General features: G+C 50.8%; 10 protein-coding genes and 1 pseudogene. 5 read left to right on the top strand and 6 right to left on the bottom strand.

The window, feature by feature from the left end; genetic code table 11:
- Positions 1–16: 16 nt before the first annotated feature.
- From HPL003_RS22285 to HPL003_RS22275, 3 genes and pseudogenes are all read right to left on the bottom strand, one after another.
- Complete coding sequence (locus tag HPL003_RS22285) at positions 17–1309, bottom strand: glutamate-5-semialdehyde dehydrogenase (RefSeq protein ID WP_014282037.1); 1293 nt, start codon at positions 1307–1309, stop codon at positions 17–19.
- 18 nt (positions 1310–1327) lie between these two features.
- A pseudogene (gene proB, locus HPL003_RS22280) lies at positions 1328–2429 on the bottom strand (glutamate 5-kinase).
- A 359-nt stretch (positions 2430–2788) separates the two neighbouring features.
- Positions 2789–3970 carry a pyridoxal phosphate-dependent aminotransferase gene (locus tag HPL003_RS22275; RefSeq protein WP_014282036.1) on the bottom strand — a complete coding sequence of 394 codons (1182 nt, stop codon included), beginning with the start codon at positions 3968–3970 and terminating at the stop codon, positions 2789–2791.
- Positions 3971–4146: 176 nt separating this feature from the next.
- Here HPL003_RS22275 and HPL003_RS22270 point away from each other — a divergent pair, with 176 nt between their 5' ends.
- Together HPL003_RS22270 and HPL003_RS29310 are read left to right on the top strand one after the other, a co-directional pair.
- On the top strand, positions 4147–4965 hold the full coding sequence (locus tag HPL003_RS22270) for a carbon-nitrogen family hydrolase (RefSeq protein ID WP_014282035.1): 819 nt from the start codon (positions 4147–4149) through the stop codon (positions 4963–4965).
- A 168-nt stretch (positions 4966–5133) separates the two neighbouring features.
- A complete protein-coding gene (locus HPL003_RS29310) occupies positions 5134–5274 on the top strand; it encodes a hypothetical protein (RefSeq protein ID WP_014282034.1) in 141 nt (46 codons plus the stop codon).
- 268 nt (positions 5275–5542) lie between these two features.
- Here HPL003_RS29310 and HPL003_RS22265 read toward each other — a convergent pair whose 3' ends face one another.
- Positions 5543–6460: a LysR family transcriptional regulator gene (locus HPL003_RS22265; protein ID WP_014282033.1), complete on the bottom strand. Its 918-nt coding sequence runs from the start codon at positions 6458–6460 to the stop codon at positions 5543–5545.
- Between the two features lie 288 nt (positions 6461–6748).
- Here HPL003_RS22265 and HPL003_RS22260 point away from each other — a divergent pair, with 288 nt between their 5' ends.
- From HPL003_RS22260 to hydG, 3 genes are all read left to right on the top strand, one after another.
- Complete coding sequence (locus HPL003_RS22260; protein ID WP_014282032.1) at positions 6749–8365, top strand: alkaline phosphatase; 1617 nt, start codon at positions 6749–6751, stop codon at positions 8363–8365.
- Between the two features lie 245 nt (positions 8366–8610).
- Positions 8611–9654, top strand: coding sequence for a [FeFe] hydrogenase H-cluster radical SAM maturase HydE (gene hydE / locus HPL003_RS22255; RefSeq protein ID WP_274378207.1), 1044 nt, complete (start codon positions 8611–8613; stop codon positions 9652–9654).
- Between the two features lie 76 nt (positions 9655–9730).
- The gene (hydG, locus tag HPL003_RS22250; protein WP_014282030.1) at positions 9731–11143 is read left to right on the top strand and encodes a [FeFe] hydrogenase H-cluster radical SAM maturase HydG; all 1413 of its coding nucleotides are present in this window, start codon (positions 9731–9733) and stop codon (positions 11141–11143) included.
- 111 nt (positions 11144–11254) lie between these two features.
- Here the strand turns inward: hydG and hydF are convergent, their stop codons facing one another.
- Both hydF and HPL003_RS22240 read right to left on the bottom strand, forming a co-directional pair.
- Positions 11255–12508 carry a [FeFe] hydrogenase H-cluster maturation GTPase HydF gene (hydF, locus tag HPL003_RS22245; RefSeq protein WP_043922488.1) on the bottom strand — a complete coding sequence of 418 codons (1254 nt, stop codon included), beginning with the start codon at positions 12506–12508 and terminating at the stop codon, positions 11255–11257.
- Positions 12495–13943 (bottom strand): aspartate ammonia-lyase, encoded by a 1449-nt coding sequence (locus tag HPL003_RS22240; protein ID WP_014282028.1) that lies wholly within the window; start codon positions 13941–13943, stop codon positions 12495–12497. The genes hydF and HPL003_RS22240 overlap by 14 nt, the downstream gene beginning before the upstream one ends.

The following is a 13943-nucleotide window of genomic DNA, read 5'->3' as shown; positions in this document are numbered from 1 at the left end:
GGATTGATAAATGATATTATTCCCTGATTTGTCCAGTACCGTACACGCGATATTTGGTTGAAGTCAGCGCAGGCAATCCCATTGGACCGCGAGCATGTAATTTTTGCGTACTGATCCCGATCTCGGCACCAAATCCAAACTCAAAGCCATCCGTGAAGCGGGTGGAGGCATTGTGATACACGGCTGCCGCGTCCACTTCTTGCAGAAAACGTTCGGCATGGGCTTCATTTGCGGTCACAATACATTCCGAGTGCATTGTACCGTACTGAGCAATATGCTCCAGCACTCCGTCCAAATGGTCTACTACCTTGATATTCATAATGTAATCATTATACTCGGTGCCATAATCCTCTTCCGTGGCTGGAACAGCCCAAGGAACCAGTTCTTGTGTCCGTGCGCAGCCGCGCAGCTCGACCCCGGCCTCACGGAAGCGTTCTGCCAAACTCGTCAGATGTGCCTGTGCATAATCCGAGTGAACGAGCAGTGTTTCCATAGAGTTACATACCGACGGTCTTTGCACCTTGGCGTTCAGTGTAATTGCCTCAGCCATCTGTGTATCCGCCGTAGCGTCCAAATAAGTATGGCATACGCCAGCACCAGTTTCGATTACAGGCACGGAAGCGTTCTGAACAACGTTTTGAATGAGCGAACGTCCACCACGTGGAATGATCACATCCAGCAGACCGTTCAAGGTGAGCATTTCGTTGACAGAGGCACGGTCTGAATCTTCAATGAGCTGAAGCGCATCGCGCGGTACGGCAGTTGTATCCAACGCCTGTTGGAGAACTTCAATGATTTTACGGTTGGAAAACAGAGCAGCCGAGCCACCGCGCAGCACAACCGGATTTCCTGTTTTCAGACACAGGCCCGCAGCATCGACCGTTACATTAGGACGCGCTTCATAGATGATGCCGATGACACCCAGCGGCACACGTATTTTCTCAATACGCAGACCGTTTGGACGTTCGATATGCTCTAGCGTGTCACCGACCGGATCCGGCAGCTCCACAATTTGGCGCAAGCCTTCAGCGATGGATCCGATCCGGTCTTCGGTCAGCTTGAGACGGTCGAGCAGTGATTCCGACGTTCCCATTTCCCGTCCTCGCTCTAAGTCGTTTTTGTTCGCTGCAATCAGCTCTTCTGTATGATTTACCAGTGCTTCAGCCATGGCGAGCAGCGCTTCATTTTTTTGTGCTGTCGTCAGTCGGTTCATGACCCCGGCGCTTTTTTTTGCCAGAGTCGCTTTGACGCGTACTTCACTGAACTGGCTTTCATCTGCTGCGGCTGTGTTCGTCGTTAATTCACTCATGTTACGGCCTCCCTGCATTTATAATGTAATCCATTCATCCCTGTGAATCACCTCAAGCCGGTGAATGGGGCCAATCTTGCCCACAACCTCGCCGCTTGGTAATCCTTGTACGCTTCGAAGCTGCTCATCGTCATAATTGACGATGCCGCGTCCCAATACCTTATTTTCCGGCCCCAGCACCTCAACGACATCTCCGGCATGAAAGCTACCTTCCACGCGCCGTACGCCAACGGGAAGCAGGCTATGACCGCCATTCACCAGCGCTTCCTCGGCTCCCTGGTCTACATGCACTGTGCCGAGCGGCGTCGACATGAAGCCAAGCCATTGTTTTTTCATCGGGAGGGAAGAGAGGTGGGTGTCAAAATAAGTCCCGGGCCCATGTCCCTCCACGGCTGCATCCAAATCGCCGTCTGCGTTGACGCGTCCCACAAACACCGGGTACACCACCGCGCGTGGCGACTTTGGCTGCTTCGATCTTGGATCGCATACCGCCAGTCCCTACGGCTGACCCGGAACCTCCAGCCAATGCATAAATTTCCTCGGTAATCTCGTCGATGCGTTCAAATCGTACGGCGTTCGGATGCTTGCGCGGGTCTGCCGTATATACGCCATCGGTATCTGTAATAATGATCAAATGCTGCGCTTTGACCAGATTGGCGACCAACGCAGACAGCATATCGTTATCACCGAATTTCAATTCGTCAATCGATACCGTATCATTTTCGTTAAAGATCGGGATGACCTGCTGGCGCAGCAGTTCTTCCACGGTCATTCCAGCATTGTTCATCCGTTTGCGGCTCAAAAAGTCACTGCGGGTCAGCAAGATTTGTGCGCTCACCAAGCCAAAATCTTTAAAAGCCTGTTGATAGGCCTGCATAAGCAGCGCCTGACCTACGGCTGCCGCCGCTTGTTTCTCATGTAGTAGCTTGGGGCGAAACGGGTACCCGATCTCCCGAAACCCGGCGGCGACTGCCCCTGATGTGACCAGCAGCACTTCATGGCCTTTCGAACGAAGCCCGGCGATTTCGCGGGCAAAATAAGCAATGGCTTTCCGATTCAAGCCCCCCTCGACTCCGGTTAAGGAGCTGCTTCCGATTTTAATGACGATTCGTGTTGACAAGACGTCCACTTCCTTAATTTGTACTCTTTTTAATATACAAAAAAACTTTCATCCTTTGTATGCAAAGGACGAAAGTTTGTGCTTCCGCGGTACCACCTTTATTGATGATTCATGATCATCCCACTTGAAACCTGTTAACGGCAGGAACCGCCTGACTGCGCAGGGCGCTCGGGGATAGGAGTTGGGAGAGGGTCCAGGTAAATTCTTGCAGCCTATCGGAATTTACTCTCTGAACAGGACGATTCTCTCTTAATAGTCCCTTCAACGCGCTAAATGATATAGGTAAGTAAATGATATTGGTAACAGAATACCATGAAAGGGCCGGGTTTGGCAAAGAAGTTGTAGCTGGACAATACGGCTTAACGAAACAGTTTCAGCTTGCCGATTCGTTCAGCCGCTTCAATCAGTCGAGCGTCTGAGCTTAGCAGCCCTGCCCGCACATATCCTTCACCGCCGCTACCGAAGCCAATCCCCGGAGCGACAGCCACCTTGGCTTCCCGCAGCAGCAGATCGGCAAAGGAAGCTGAGGTATAGCCCTGCGGCACGGGCAACCAGCTAAAAAAGGAGCCGCTGGGACGCTTCGCCTTCCAGCCAATTTGCCCAAGCGCATCATAAAAAGCGTTGCGGCGCGATTCATAGCGTGCAACCAGCTCGCCCACGCAGTCCTGCGAGGACGTGAGAGCAGTGGCGGCCGCTGCCTGAATGCCGCCAAACAGGCTTACATAAATATGATCCTGTAGCAGGTTAATCATCGAGATGATTTCGGCATTGCCGAGCGCGAAACCGACGCGCCAGCCCGCCATATTGTACGTTTTGGACAGGGTATAAAACTCAATCCCTACGTCCTTGGCCCCATCGGCTTGAAGGAAGCTCACCGGACGTTCGCCGTCAAAGCCGATAGCGCCATAGGCAAAATCACTGGCCACCACAATGCCGTTACGCTTCGCAAATTCAACCGTTTCCTCATAGAAGGAAAGAGGCGCGGTGGCCGAGGTTGGATTATTCGGATAATTGAGGAACATCAGCTTGGCGCGACTGCGGTCTTCCTCGGAAATGGCTTCATAATCGGGCAGAAAACGGTTCTCTTCCTTCAATGGGAGAAAGGACATTTCCGCTTTAGCCAAGGCTACGCCAGACCAGTAATCCGGATAGCCAGGATCAGGCACGAGACAAACATCGCCGGGATTGAGTAAGACCTGCGGTAGCTGCACCAAGCCTGTTTTTCCGCCAAACAGGATAGCGACCTCGGTTTCCGGGTCGAGTGTCACACCGTAATCCTCCTGATAGCGCTGGGCAACGGCTTCCTTGAGAAAGCCGTAACCGCGAAAAGGCGAATATTTATGATACAGCGGGTTATCCGCTGATTCCTGCAAGGCCTTTACAATATGAGGTGGGGTAGGTGTATCCGGGTTCCCCTGTCCAAGATTAATGACATCATGCCCTGCCGCAATTTCACGATTTACATTTTGTACGAGTGTGGCAAAAAATTGAGTGGGCAACTGCTTCATCACATCAGCGGAGGGAATGGAAAAATTGCTCATTATTTCACACGACCTTTTGGAATAGTTTGAGGATTAATTTATCACGATTTAACCAAGTTGTATAGAGGGGATTGAACTTATGCGGTTGCGTGGTAGAGGCTGGTCGGGCTATGATGGGAGAAAATGCCGGACAAGCGATCATCGGAAGTTTCGGCTCACAGGGAGGATGAACGATTTTGACGTATCATGAAGCTCAGCCGTTCAGTGTTGCACTCATACAAGCTCATATTGAACTGGGGAACCCCCCGGAAAACCGCAATCATATTCGTACGTTAATGGAACAAGCGGTGACATCTGAACTGAAGCCGGACCTGATTGTACTGCCGGAAATGTGGAACACGGGGTATGCGCTGGACCGCATTCATGAGCTGGCGGATCAGGAAGGGGCAGAAACTCGGAAATGGATATCGGCATTCGCTGTCACTCATCAGGTGAACGTGGTAGCCGGATCTATAGCGGAGAAGAAAAGCGACGGTCATGTGTACAATACAATGCTCGTTTTTGACCGGACAGGCGTAGAGGTTGCTTCATATTCCAAAATTCATTTGTTCCGCCTTATGGATGAAGAAAAATATTTGCAGCCTGGCGAGGAAAAGGTTTTATTCACGTTGGATGGAGGGATTCAGGCGGGTGCGTCGATCTGCTATGACATCCGTTTTCCCGAACTAGCCCGCAGTCTAGCCCTGTCTGGCGCAAATTTGCTTATCGTACCTGCGGAATGGCCTCATCCCCGGCTTCATCACTGGCGCACTTTGCTGACTGCACGGGCTATTGAAAATCAAATGTACGTCATCGCCTGTAACCGGATAGGTCGCAGCGGGGATACGGATTTCTTCGGGCATTCCCTCATTATTGATCCATGGGGGGAAATTATTGCCGAGGGCGGGGAGCAGGAGGACATCATCACAGGAACGATTGAATCAGCCTTGGTGCAGGATGTACGTGGGCGTATTCCAGTATTCGAGGACCGTCGTCCTTCTCTGTATGATCTGTAATTTATTCGCCGTAGGATCCATCGAAGCGGGTCTTTAAGACACAAGTGAGTGAAGTGGACGCACAGCAAGCGTTTGGTTCTGCCCGATAAAAAAATATTGCCGTTTCTGTTTCAGATACAGCCCGTAGGTGTATTATAATAGTATCCCGACACCAGGAGGTTGATAACGATGGATAACCAAAGTAGATCCGAACTGGCGAATAGGGATGGCCTGTCACGGCCGAGAGGCTTAAATAGACAGGTTGTCGGCAATAATCACGAAATGGGCTATGAGCAGGATAAAAGTCCACCAGATTCAGGGCAACCCTGATCACGAAAAGGCGAGGACAGGCACTTTGGGATCACACAGCACATTGGAACTGAGGTAGGACATTCTTGGGAAATCAGGGCATGAGACCTTAAGGAAAGAAGTGATGCGCGATGGATAAAGTGGAGTTTCCGAGCAAGTGTAAGGTAATCAGGCGAGGCTGACATGAAATTCAAATGAACATTAAATATGGAATGTATAGGGGGGTAGCCCCGGGACCGTCTTCTTCTCTGGCTTTGGCTGGGGAGGAAGACGGTCTTTTTTCGTGAGACTACTTTTCGGAAAGCTGTTTGACCGTTTCACGGAAGGTTTCAATAAAAGCCTCGGCGGCTTTGGATAAATAACGCCCATTCCGATACGCAATAGCCAGAGTGCGGCTTGGCGTGGGTTCAGCCAGTGGCAGCAATGCCGGAACAAATTCGCTGCTGGCGGCCCGGGCGATAAAACGAGGCACAAGTGTCACTCCCATCCCTGTTGCTACGAGCGATTGAAGGGTTTCCATATTAGTGCTTTCAAACACTACATTCGGCTCAAAGCCCGCTTGATGGCACAAATCCATCGTCAGCTTGCGGAAGCCCTGCCCTTTTTTCAGGACGACAAAAGGCTCGTCTTTCAGCTCTTCCAAATGTACAGGCTGCGGCTGGTCGCCGTTTTTGCGCAGAGCCAACGGGTGACCTGGGGGAACAGCAAGATCAATCCATTCTTCACCGATGGGCACATAGGAAAGTGTCGGTTCTACTAACGGGAGAGAAAGCAGGCTGAGGTCGGTATCGCCGCTGGCTGTTTTTTTCTCCAGATTCATGGATGAATCCTCGACCAAAACAATTTCAATGTCCGGGTGAGCCTTCTTAAACACAGGCAGCACATGCGGCAGCAAATGGGAACCTGTGATAGGCATACTGCCGACGACGACCTTCCCTTTGCGCAGCTGAGAAATATCGTCCATTTCCTGTCGGAGTTGCTCGACTGCGTCGACGATCTTTTTCGCTTTTTCCACAAAGCTTGCTCCTGCATGCGTTAATTCCACCGCGCTTGTATTGCGTTGAAATAACAGCACTCCAAGCTCTTTTTCCAGTTTGGACAATTGCTGGCTCAAGGACGGCTGGGCAATGTGCAGTTTTTCCGCTGCGCGTGAGAAGTTTTTTTCCGCTGCAATTTGCAGGGTGTATTGAAGCTGTCTGAATTCCATTGAGTTTTTAGACTCCTTTTATACGTTTTTAAAATTGTTGTCGGCTTATAAGGTTTACCTATTACATCATATGATTATTATACAATATTTAAATCAAAATCCCAATGCCAAATGAACTCCATGTGTCACAAGTTTTATATACATGTGTCATAAGTTTTATATAGATGAAGTGTTTTTTTCATAAAAAAGGTTTTTTAATATAGTTAGACAATTCCCTTAACATTCTTCTGACAAAATATGATTAATCTTAGTTCTGGTTGAACAATAAAGTGTCTGGGAGGAAAATGAATGTTAAAATGTTGGGGGATACATACGAAAAAATCAGTGGCTGCACTCGTAGCGACCATGATGTTAGCAGTAAGCGGCGGGACAGCGATGGCAGTTGAAAAGGACACGTCGATTAAAAATGTAATTATTCTTATTCCGGACGGTATGGCTAATGATGCCACTGCACTGGCTAGATGGTATAAAGGTTCTTCCTTAACGTTAGACAGCATGGCAAGTGGTATGGTGCGTACGCATTCTGCGGATGCTCCGATAGCAGATTCTGCTCCAGCGGGGACCGCGTTTGCCACAGGACACAAATCCCACACCGGCTATGTAGGCGTCCTTCCAGACGAAGCGACCATGCCCGGACAACAAGCGATTGCATCTGGCGATGCCAAGAAGCCCGTAGCTTCCATTCTGGAGGCTTCCAAGCTGGCAGGTAAATCGACCGGGATTATTGCTACCTCGGAGATTATGCATGCAACACCAGCTGATTTTACCGCTCATTACCCTGATCGTAAAAATTATGATGCACTCAGCATGCAGCAAGCCTATAACGGGGTTGATGTGGTATTAGGTGGAGGCGCCAAGTTTCTGGAGGCAGCAGGACGTAAGGACGGCCAAGATTTGGTCGCTCAGATTAAAGACCAGGGCTATGATTATGTCACGACACCTGAAGGGTTGAAAAAATCTACTTCCAGCAAGCTGTGGGGCAGCTTCTCCCCAGAAGCCCTTGCGTATAACCTGGACCGTGATGCATCCAAGGAACCCAGTTTGGCGGAAATGACAACTAAAGCGATTGATGTGTTGTCCAAAAACGACAAAGGCTTCTTCCTGATGGTAGAAGGCAGTAAAGTAGACTGGGCCGCACATGCAAACGATCCGACGGGGATAATCAGTGACGTACTTTCGTTTGACGATGCTGTAAAAGTGGCTTTGGACTACGCCAAGCAAAACCAAAATACCGTTGTTGTAGCAGTAACCGACCATGGAAACGGTGGACTGACGATTGGCAGTAGCAACACCACAAGCAATTATGACAAAACGCCTTTAGCTTCCTTTATAGACCCACTGAAAAAAGCGAAGCTGACGGGTGAAGGATTGGAAGCCAAGCTGAATGCAGATCGCAGCAACATTAAAGAGGTGTTGTCGACGTATTTTGGAATTACGGATCTGACGGATGAAGAAGTAAAAACGATCAAAGAAGCCAAAGAAGGCAGCATGAACTATGCGGTCGGACCGATCATTAGCAAACGCGCAAATATTGGCTGGACTACAGGTGGTCATACAGGTGGGGATGTTGTGCTGTACACGTATGCGCCAAACGGAGACCGTCCATCCGGCGTGATCGACAACACGGATGTCAATAAATACATGACACGTGTGCTCGGACTGGATTTGGATACCGTGAGCAAGCAATTATTTGTTCCTGCAAAAGCCGCTTTTGAAGCTAAAGGTGCCAAGTTCACTGCGGATACGAAGGTGATTACAGTGACTAAGGGCAGCAATAAGCTGGAGCTTCCGGTATACAAAAATATCGCCACGTTAAATGGTAAAAATTCAGCACTGAACGGTGTTGTCGTATATAACGGCGTTGATTATTTTGTACCACAGCAGGCGGTTGATTTAATTCAATAATAAGCTTGATCAGAAGTTGTTTCTTCCATTAAGGAGAAACAGCTTTTTTTGTTGCGGTAAATATGTATTTTTTGCGGCAGAAGCTGGAGTTTATATTCAGAAAATGGGATTTTTTGTGAAGCTAGTCACGTTCTATTCCCTCTGATGTTGCTAGAATAATACATGTACGGTACAAGCTGCTGACGACGTGGAGTCCAGATGGACGAGGGAAGAAGGGATGAGTCACGGACGAATTATTACTGCGTCTGGCTGACGGCAAGGAATGGACGCATACGGAAATGACGGAGCTGCTGGTACGTCTGGAGGAAGAGCCGACGGTGCGGGCACAGTTACGAAAATTGGCAGTTCGCATCAAAATGGAGCGTTACGGTAAAGGTGTATTTTTACGTGGATTAATTGAGTTCTCCAGCATATGTCGTCAGGACTGCATGTATTGCGGGCTGCGGGCCTCGAATAAGCAGGCGGATCGCTACCGTTTGCGACCGGAAGAAATTTTGGCCTGTTGCGCGGAGGGGTATGAGCTGGGATATCGGACCTTTGTGCTGCAAAGTGGCGAAGATTACTGGTTCACGGCAGCCCGGCTGGCGAAACTGATTCGGGAGATCAAAAGCCGTTTTACCGATGTGGCCGTTACACTGTCCATTGGTGAGCGGGATGATGAAACCTATGCGTTATTATACGAGGCGGGGGCGGACCGCTTTTTGCTGCGGCATGAGACGGCTTCACCGCGTTTGTACGCCAAGCTGCATCCGACGATGACGATAGAAAGCAGGCGCAGTCGTCTGCTGGCCTTGCAGCGGATCGGATTTCAGATCGGGGCTGGATGTATGGTTGGTTTACCGGGACAAACGAACAGTGATTTGGCAGATGATCTGGTCTATTTGCACAGCTTGTCGCCGGATATGATCGGAATTGGCCCGTTTTTACCGCATAGTAATACGCCGCTCCGGGATGCCAGCCAGGGAAGTATGGAAAAGGCACTGGATATGGTTTCGTTGTCCCGGTTGGTCGTTCCAGATGCGCTTATTCCAGCATCCACGGCGATGGGAACGATTCATCCCCAAGGCCGGGAGAAGGCGCTTCAGGCGGGAGCGAACGTAGTTATGCCCAATTTGTCGCCACTTGCAGTGAGGCCGAAGTATGCCATTTATGAAAATAAAATATGCTTGGGCGATGAATCTGCCCAGTGTCGACATTGCCTGGAGCTGCGCATCCGTGGAGCGGGGTTTGAAGTCGATATGGGGCGTGGCGATAGTTTGAGGGTGCAGCGACAACTCTTAAGTCAATGATGAGGCTGAACTAAAAAATAGTAGTTAACTATAGGATTTTGCGAAATTCTCACCATAATAAGGGAGATGGATCTACGTGAGTGAAGTACGGGAGAAAGTGTCGGCGGATTTCATTAATGAGGCAGAGATTATGGCAGCGGTGGAGCAGGGGAAGCAGGAAGCAACGGATCGAAACCGTATTTTAGACATTTTGGAGAAGGGAAGAGCTTGCCGGGGGTTGAGTGCGACTGAAGCGGCGGCTCTTTTGCATGTGGATGATCCTGAACTGCTGGAGGAAATGTTTAGATCCTCACGGGCGGTGAAAGAGCAGATTTACGGCAATCGGATTGTGCTGTTTGCCCCTCTATATGTAAGTAACCACTGTGTTAATAACTGCGAATATTGCGGCTATAAGCATACCAATGACAGCTTTACCCGTAGCCGTTTGACACCGGAGGAACTGGTCGAGGAGGTCAGAGTGCTTCAGGAAATGGGGCATAAGCGACTCGCACTGGAAGCGGGGGAAGACCCGCTCCATTGTTCTATTGATTATATCGTCGATTGCCTGCGTCAGATTTACGATGTGAAGGTAGACAATGGAAGTATCCGGCGGGTTAATGTCAATATTGCGGCAACGACGGAGGAGGATTATCGGAAGCTTGTGGAGGTTGGGATCGGAACGTATATTTTGTTCCAGGAAACGTATCACCGCGAAAGCTACCGCAAATATCATCTTCAAGGGCCAAAACGGAATTATGACTGGCACACGACTGCCATGGACCGTGCTATGCGGGCAGGGATAGACGACGTGGGTATCGGTGTGCTGTATGGTTTATACGATTTCCGTTATGAGACGATAGCCATGCTTAAGCATGCTGAGCATCTGGAGGAAGTGTTTGGCTGCGGTCCTCACACTGTTTCTGTTCCCCGGCTTCGTCCGGCTGAAAATGTGGACCCGGAGCGCTATCCGTATTTGGTGAGCGACGAGGATTTTATGAAAATTGTAGCGGTTCTTCGGCTGGCTGTACCTTATGCGGGGATGATCCTGTCCACGCGTGAGGAGTCGGAATTCAGGGACCGTGTCATTGGTTTGGGTGTATCGCAAATCAGTGCAGGTTCTGCTACTGGTGTAGGAGCATATGCAAGACAAGAGACGGATGATAAGCCCCAGTTCGAAGTTGGGGACCATCGCTCGCCGATGGAAATCATCAAAAGCCTGTGCCGTGGCGGATATATGCCGAGCTACTGCACAGCCTGCTACCGTGAAGGACGTACGGGGGATCGATTCATGGAGCTTGCCAAATCAGGGCAGATTCATAATGTATGCCAGCCCAATTCGCTGCTGACCTTTCAGGAATATCTGCTGGACTATGGGGATGAAGAGGCTCGCGAGCTGGGGGCTGCCGCCCTGCGTGATAATCTGGAGCGTATCCCGCGCGAATCTGCACGTCGTTTGACACTGAAAAAGCTGGAACGCTTGGAAGCGGGCGAGCGGGATTTGTATTTTTAGAATATCGATCTTCTCTTTGGAATTGGGAAATAAAAAGCAGCCGCGTGAGAGTCAGCGCGGCTGCTTTTGCGTGTATGGGGCATAATTAGTTGCTTCAATGATCCGTTTCATTCAGGAATGGCTGCCAGCTCCAACGGCCTGCTCCCATGCCAGCATAGCGGATGGAAAGCATTCGATGGCACGGGGGAAGACTCCCTGGACATAGGCGATGAAAATACCATAGTTCACTATGGGTACCCCGGCGGCTTTCGTTTCTGCCATCCGGTGAAGCATGGTACGTCGATTGAGCATGCATGCCCCGCAGTGAATAACCAGCGCATATTCGCTTAGATCGGCAGGAAAGCTGGAACCGGATGCATGCTCGATGATGAGACGTTTGCCTATCGTTTGACGTAGCCAACGGGGGATTTTCACACGACCGATATCGTCAGACTGACATTGATGCGTACAGGCTTCGGCAATGAGTACGCGGTCGCCATCCTTGAGACGGTCAATGGCTCTTGCACCCCGTACGAGTTCGTCCAGGTCACCTTTATGACGGGCGAACAGGATGGAAAAGGAGGTCAGGGGCACATCCTTGGGAGTATCTGCGGCTACCTTCATAAAAGCCTGTGAATCGGTAATGACCAAGCGGGGCTTGCGCCCCAGGCGCTCCAACGTCAGCCGTAGTTCATGCTCTTTGGTCACTACGGCGATGGCATCGCTCTCTAATGTGTCGCGGATCGTCTGCTGCTGTGGTAGAATCAGTCGGCCTTTTGGCGCAGCTTTGTCGATGGGAACGACCAGCACGACAAAATCGCCGGGTGACAGCAGGTCACCGACGATGCGAAAACGATCCTCATTTTGCGGAAGAGCATCCATGATGGCTTTTTTCACTTCCACGTCTCCCCATAGCTTAGAGGCGCTGAAAGGAATCAGAGATAATTTCAGTTCAGCCCCCAGCGTTGAGGTTATTTTCTCTGTCTCTGCAAGCATATCCGTTTTGTTTAATACACCAATGACGGGAATTTTCTTGGCGCGCAGTCTTTCGAGTAAACCGTGCTCAAATGCGCTGATCCCAACAGTAGCGTCGATGATTAGCAGCGCCAGATCCGTGCTATTTAATACTTCTAGCGTTTTGTTGCGGCGCAGTGCTCCGATCTCACCCTCATCGTCCAGTCCGGCGGTATCCACCAGAACAATGGGGCCAACTGGGAGCAGCTCCATCGGCTTGAAAACCGGGTCCGTGGTCGTTCCTCCTACCGGAGATACCACGGCGGCGGGCTGGCCGGTCAGGGTGTTCAGAATGCTGGATTTGCCAGCGTTGCGGCGACCGAGCAGGGTGATGTGCGGTCGGTTGCTACGGGGGGTATCATTCATTCCCATCGTGAATTCCTTCTTCCTGCCCCGGAATCCCGGGCTTGGTTACTGTATAGGGATGGCACAATTGCTCAATGCGCGAGCGTGTCAGCAGACCGCGTTCTTCAGTAATCTCCTCTGGTGTACGACCCTGCTTAATGGCTGCTGAGGCAATGGAGGCAGCTTCATCATAGCCAAGCTCCGTGACCAGCGCAGAAGCCATCACAGCGGAGTTACGCAGATGAGCTGAACAGCGGTCCTCGCATACGATCAGACCGCGTACACATCGTTCATCGAACAGCCGAACCGCGCCGTCCAGAATATATAGCGATTCCAGCAGCGATTCGGCAATCAGCGGCAGGAACGCGTTTAGCTCTAGCTGCCCGGAGGCAGCCGCTATAGTAATCGCTGCATCTTCGGCTATCACGCGCAACGCCGTTAGTCCTGCCAGTTCAGCCATCACCGGGTTAATCTTGCCGGGCATAATGGATGATCCGGCCTGAACTGGAGGTAGAGTCAACTCGCCAATACCGCCGAGAGGACCGGAGGCCAGCAGGCGAAAATCGCCTGATATTTTGAACAGGTTCACAGCAGCAGATTTGAGCAGACCGGATACCTCCACAAAGACATCCATATTCTGAATCGGGTCCATCGGGTGGTCACTTCGGCATAGCCCAAAGCCAGTCTCGTCCGTCAGCTTCTCAATCATCCGATAGCTGTAAACACGAGGCGCATTCATGCCTGTGCCGATCGCCGTACCGCCAATCGGGATTTCCCGCAGCCGTTCCTCGGCTTTGTAGAGACGCCAGCGGTCACGTGCCACGGCCTTTGCGTAAGCACCAAAGCCTTGCCCCGCCATCATGGGCAGGGCATCCATTAGCTGTGTGCGACCTAGCTTGAGCAGATCGGCATATTCCGTTTCTTTGTGCTGTAAAGACTCTTGTAACGAAGCCATTGCGTCACATAAAGGACGAAGCAGTCGAATGGCTGCAATTCGTAATGCTGTCGGATAAACATCGTTCGTGGACTGACAGCAGTTCACATCATCCAGCGGATGTACTAGCTCATACTGTCCGGGTTTTCCACCAAGCCGCATAATCGCCAAATTAGCAATGACCTCGTTGACGTTCATGTTAGTGCTGGTACCTGCACCGCCTTGCAGGGCATCGACTGTGAACATATCCAGATGCCGCCCGGCGAGCAATTCATCGCAGGCGTCTATCATTGCAGCCGCCCGGTGGGGAGGGAGCCGATTTTGCTCACAGTTCACCTGAGCGGCTGCTTTCTTCACCAGGACGAAAGCATGAATCAGCTTCTGATTTACAGGTCTGCCGCTGACCGCAAAGTTGTTCATCGCACGTGCGGTATGAATGCCGTAACAGGCATTGGCGGGAATCTCCATTTCCCCTAGCGCATCCCGCTCGGTTCGCGTATCCTTTTGCAGAGGAAAGGCTTCAGTCAT

The sequence above is a fragment of the Paenibacillus terrae HPL-003 genome (assembly GCF_000235585.1).
Lineage (GTDB): Bacteria > Bacillota > Bacilli > Paenibacillales > Paenibacillaceae > Paenibacillus > Paenibacillus terrae_B.
This window is presented reverse-complemented; position numbering and strand designations above follow the sequence as displayed.

Excerpts from the sequence above, each read along its gene's own strand:
- hydF (WP_043922488.1), bottom strand. The coding sequence starts at position 12,508 with ATGGGAATGAATGATACCCCCCGTAGCAACCGACCGCACATCACCCTG.
- HPL003_RS29310 (WP_014282034.1), top strand. The coding sequence starts at position 5,134 with ATGGATAACCAAAGTAGATCCGAACTGGCGAATAGGGATGGCCTGTCA.
- HPL003_RS22260 (WP_014282032.1), top strand. The coding sequence starts at position 6,749 with ATGTTAAAATGTTGGGGGATACATACGAAAAAATCAGTGGCTGCACTC.
- HPL003_RS22275 (WP_014282036.1), bottom strand. The coding sequence starts at position 3,970 with ATGAGCAATTTTTCCATTCCCTCCGCTGATGTGATGAAGCAGTTGCCC.
- HPL003_RS22240 (WP_014282028.1), bottom strand. The coding sequence starts at position 13,943 with ATGACTGAAGCCTTTCCTCTGCAAAAGGATACGCGAACCGAGCGGGAT.
- HPL003_RS22285 (WP_014282037.1), bottom strand. The coding sequence starts at position 1,309 with ATGAGTGAATTAACGACGAACACAGCCGCAGCAGATGAAAGCCAGTTC.
- HPL003_RS22265 (WP_014282033.1), bottom strand. The coding sequence starts at position 6,460 with ATGGAATTCAGACAGCTTCAATACACCCTGCAAATTGCAGCGGAAAAA.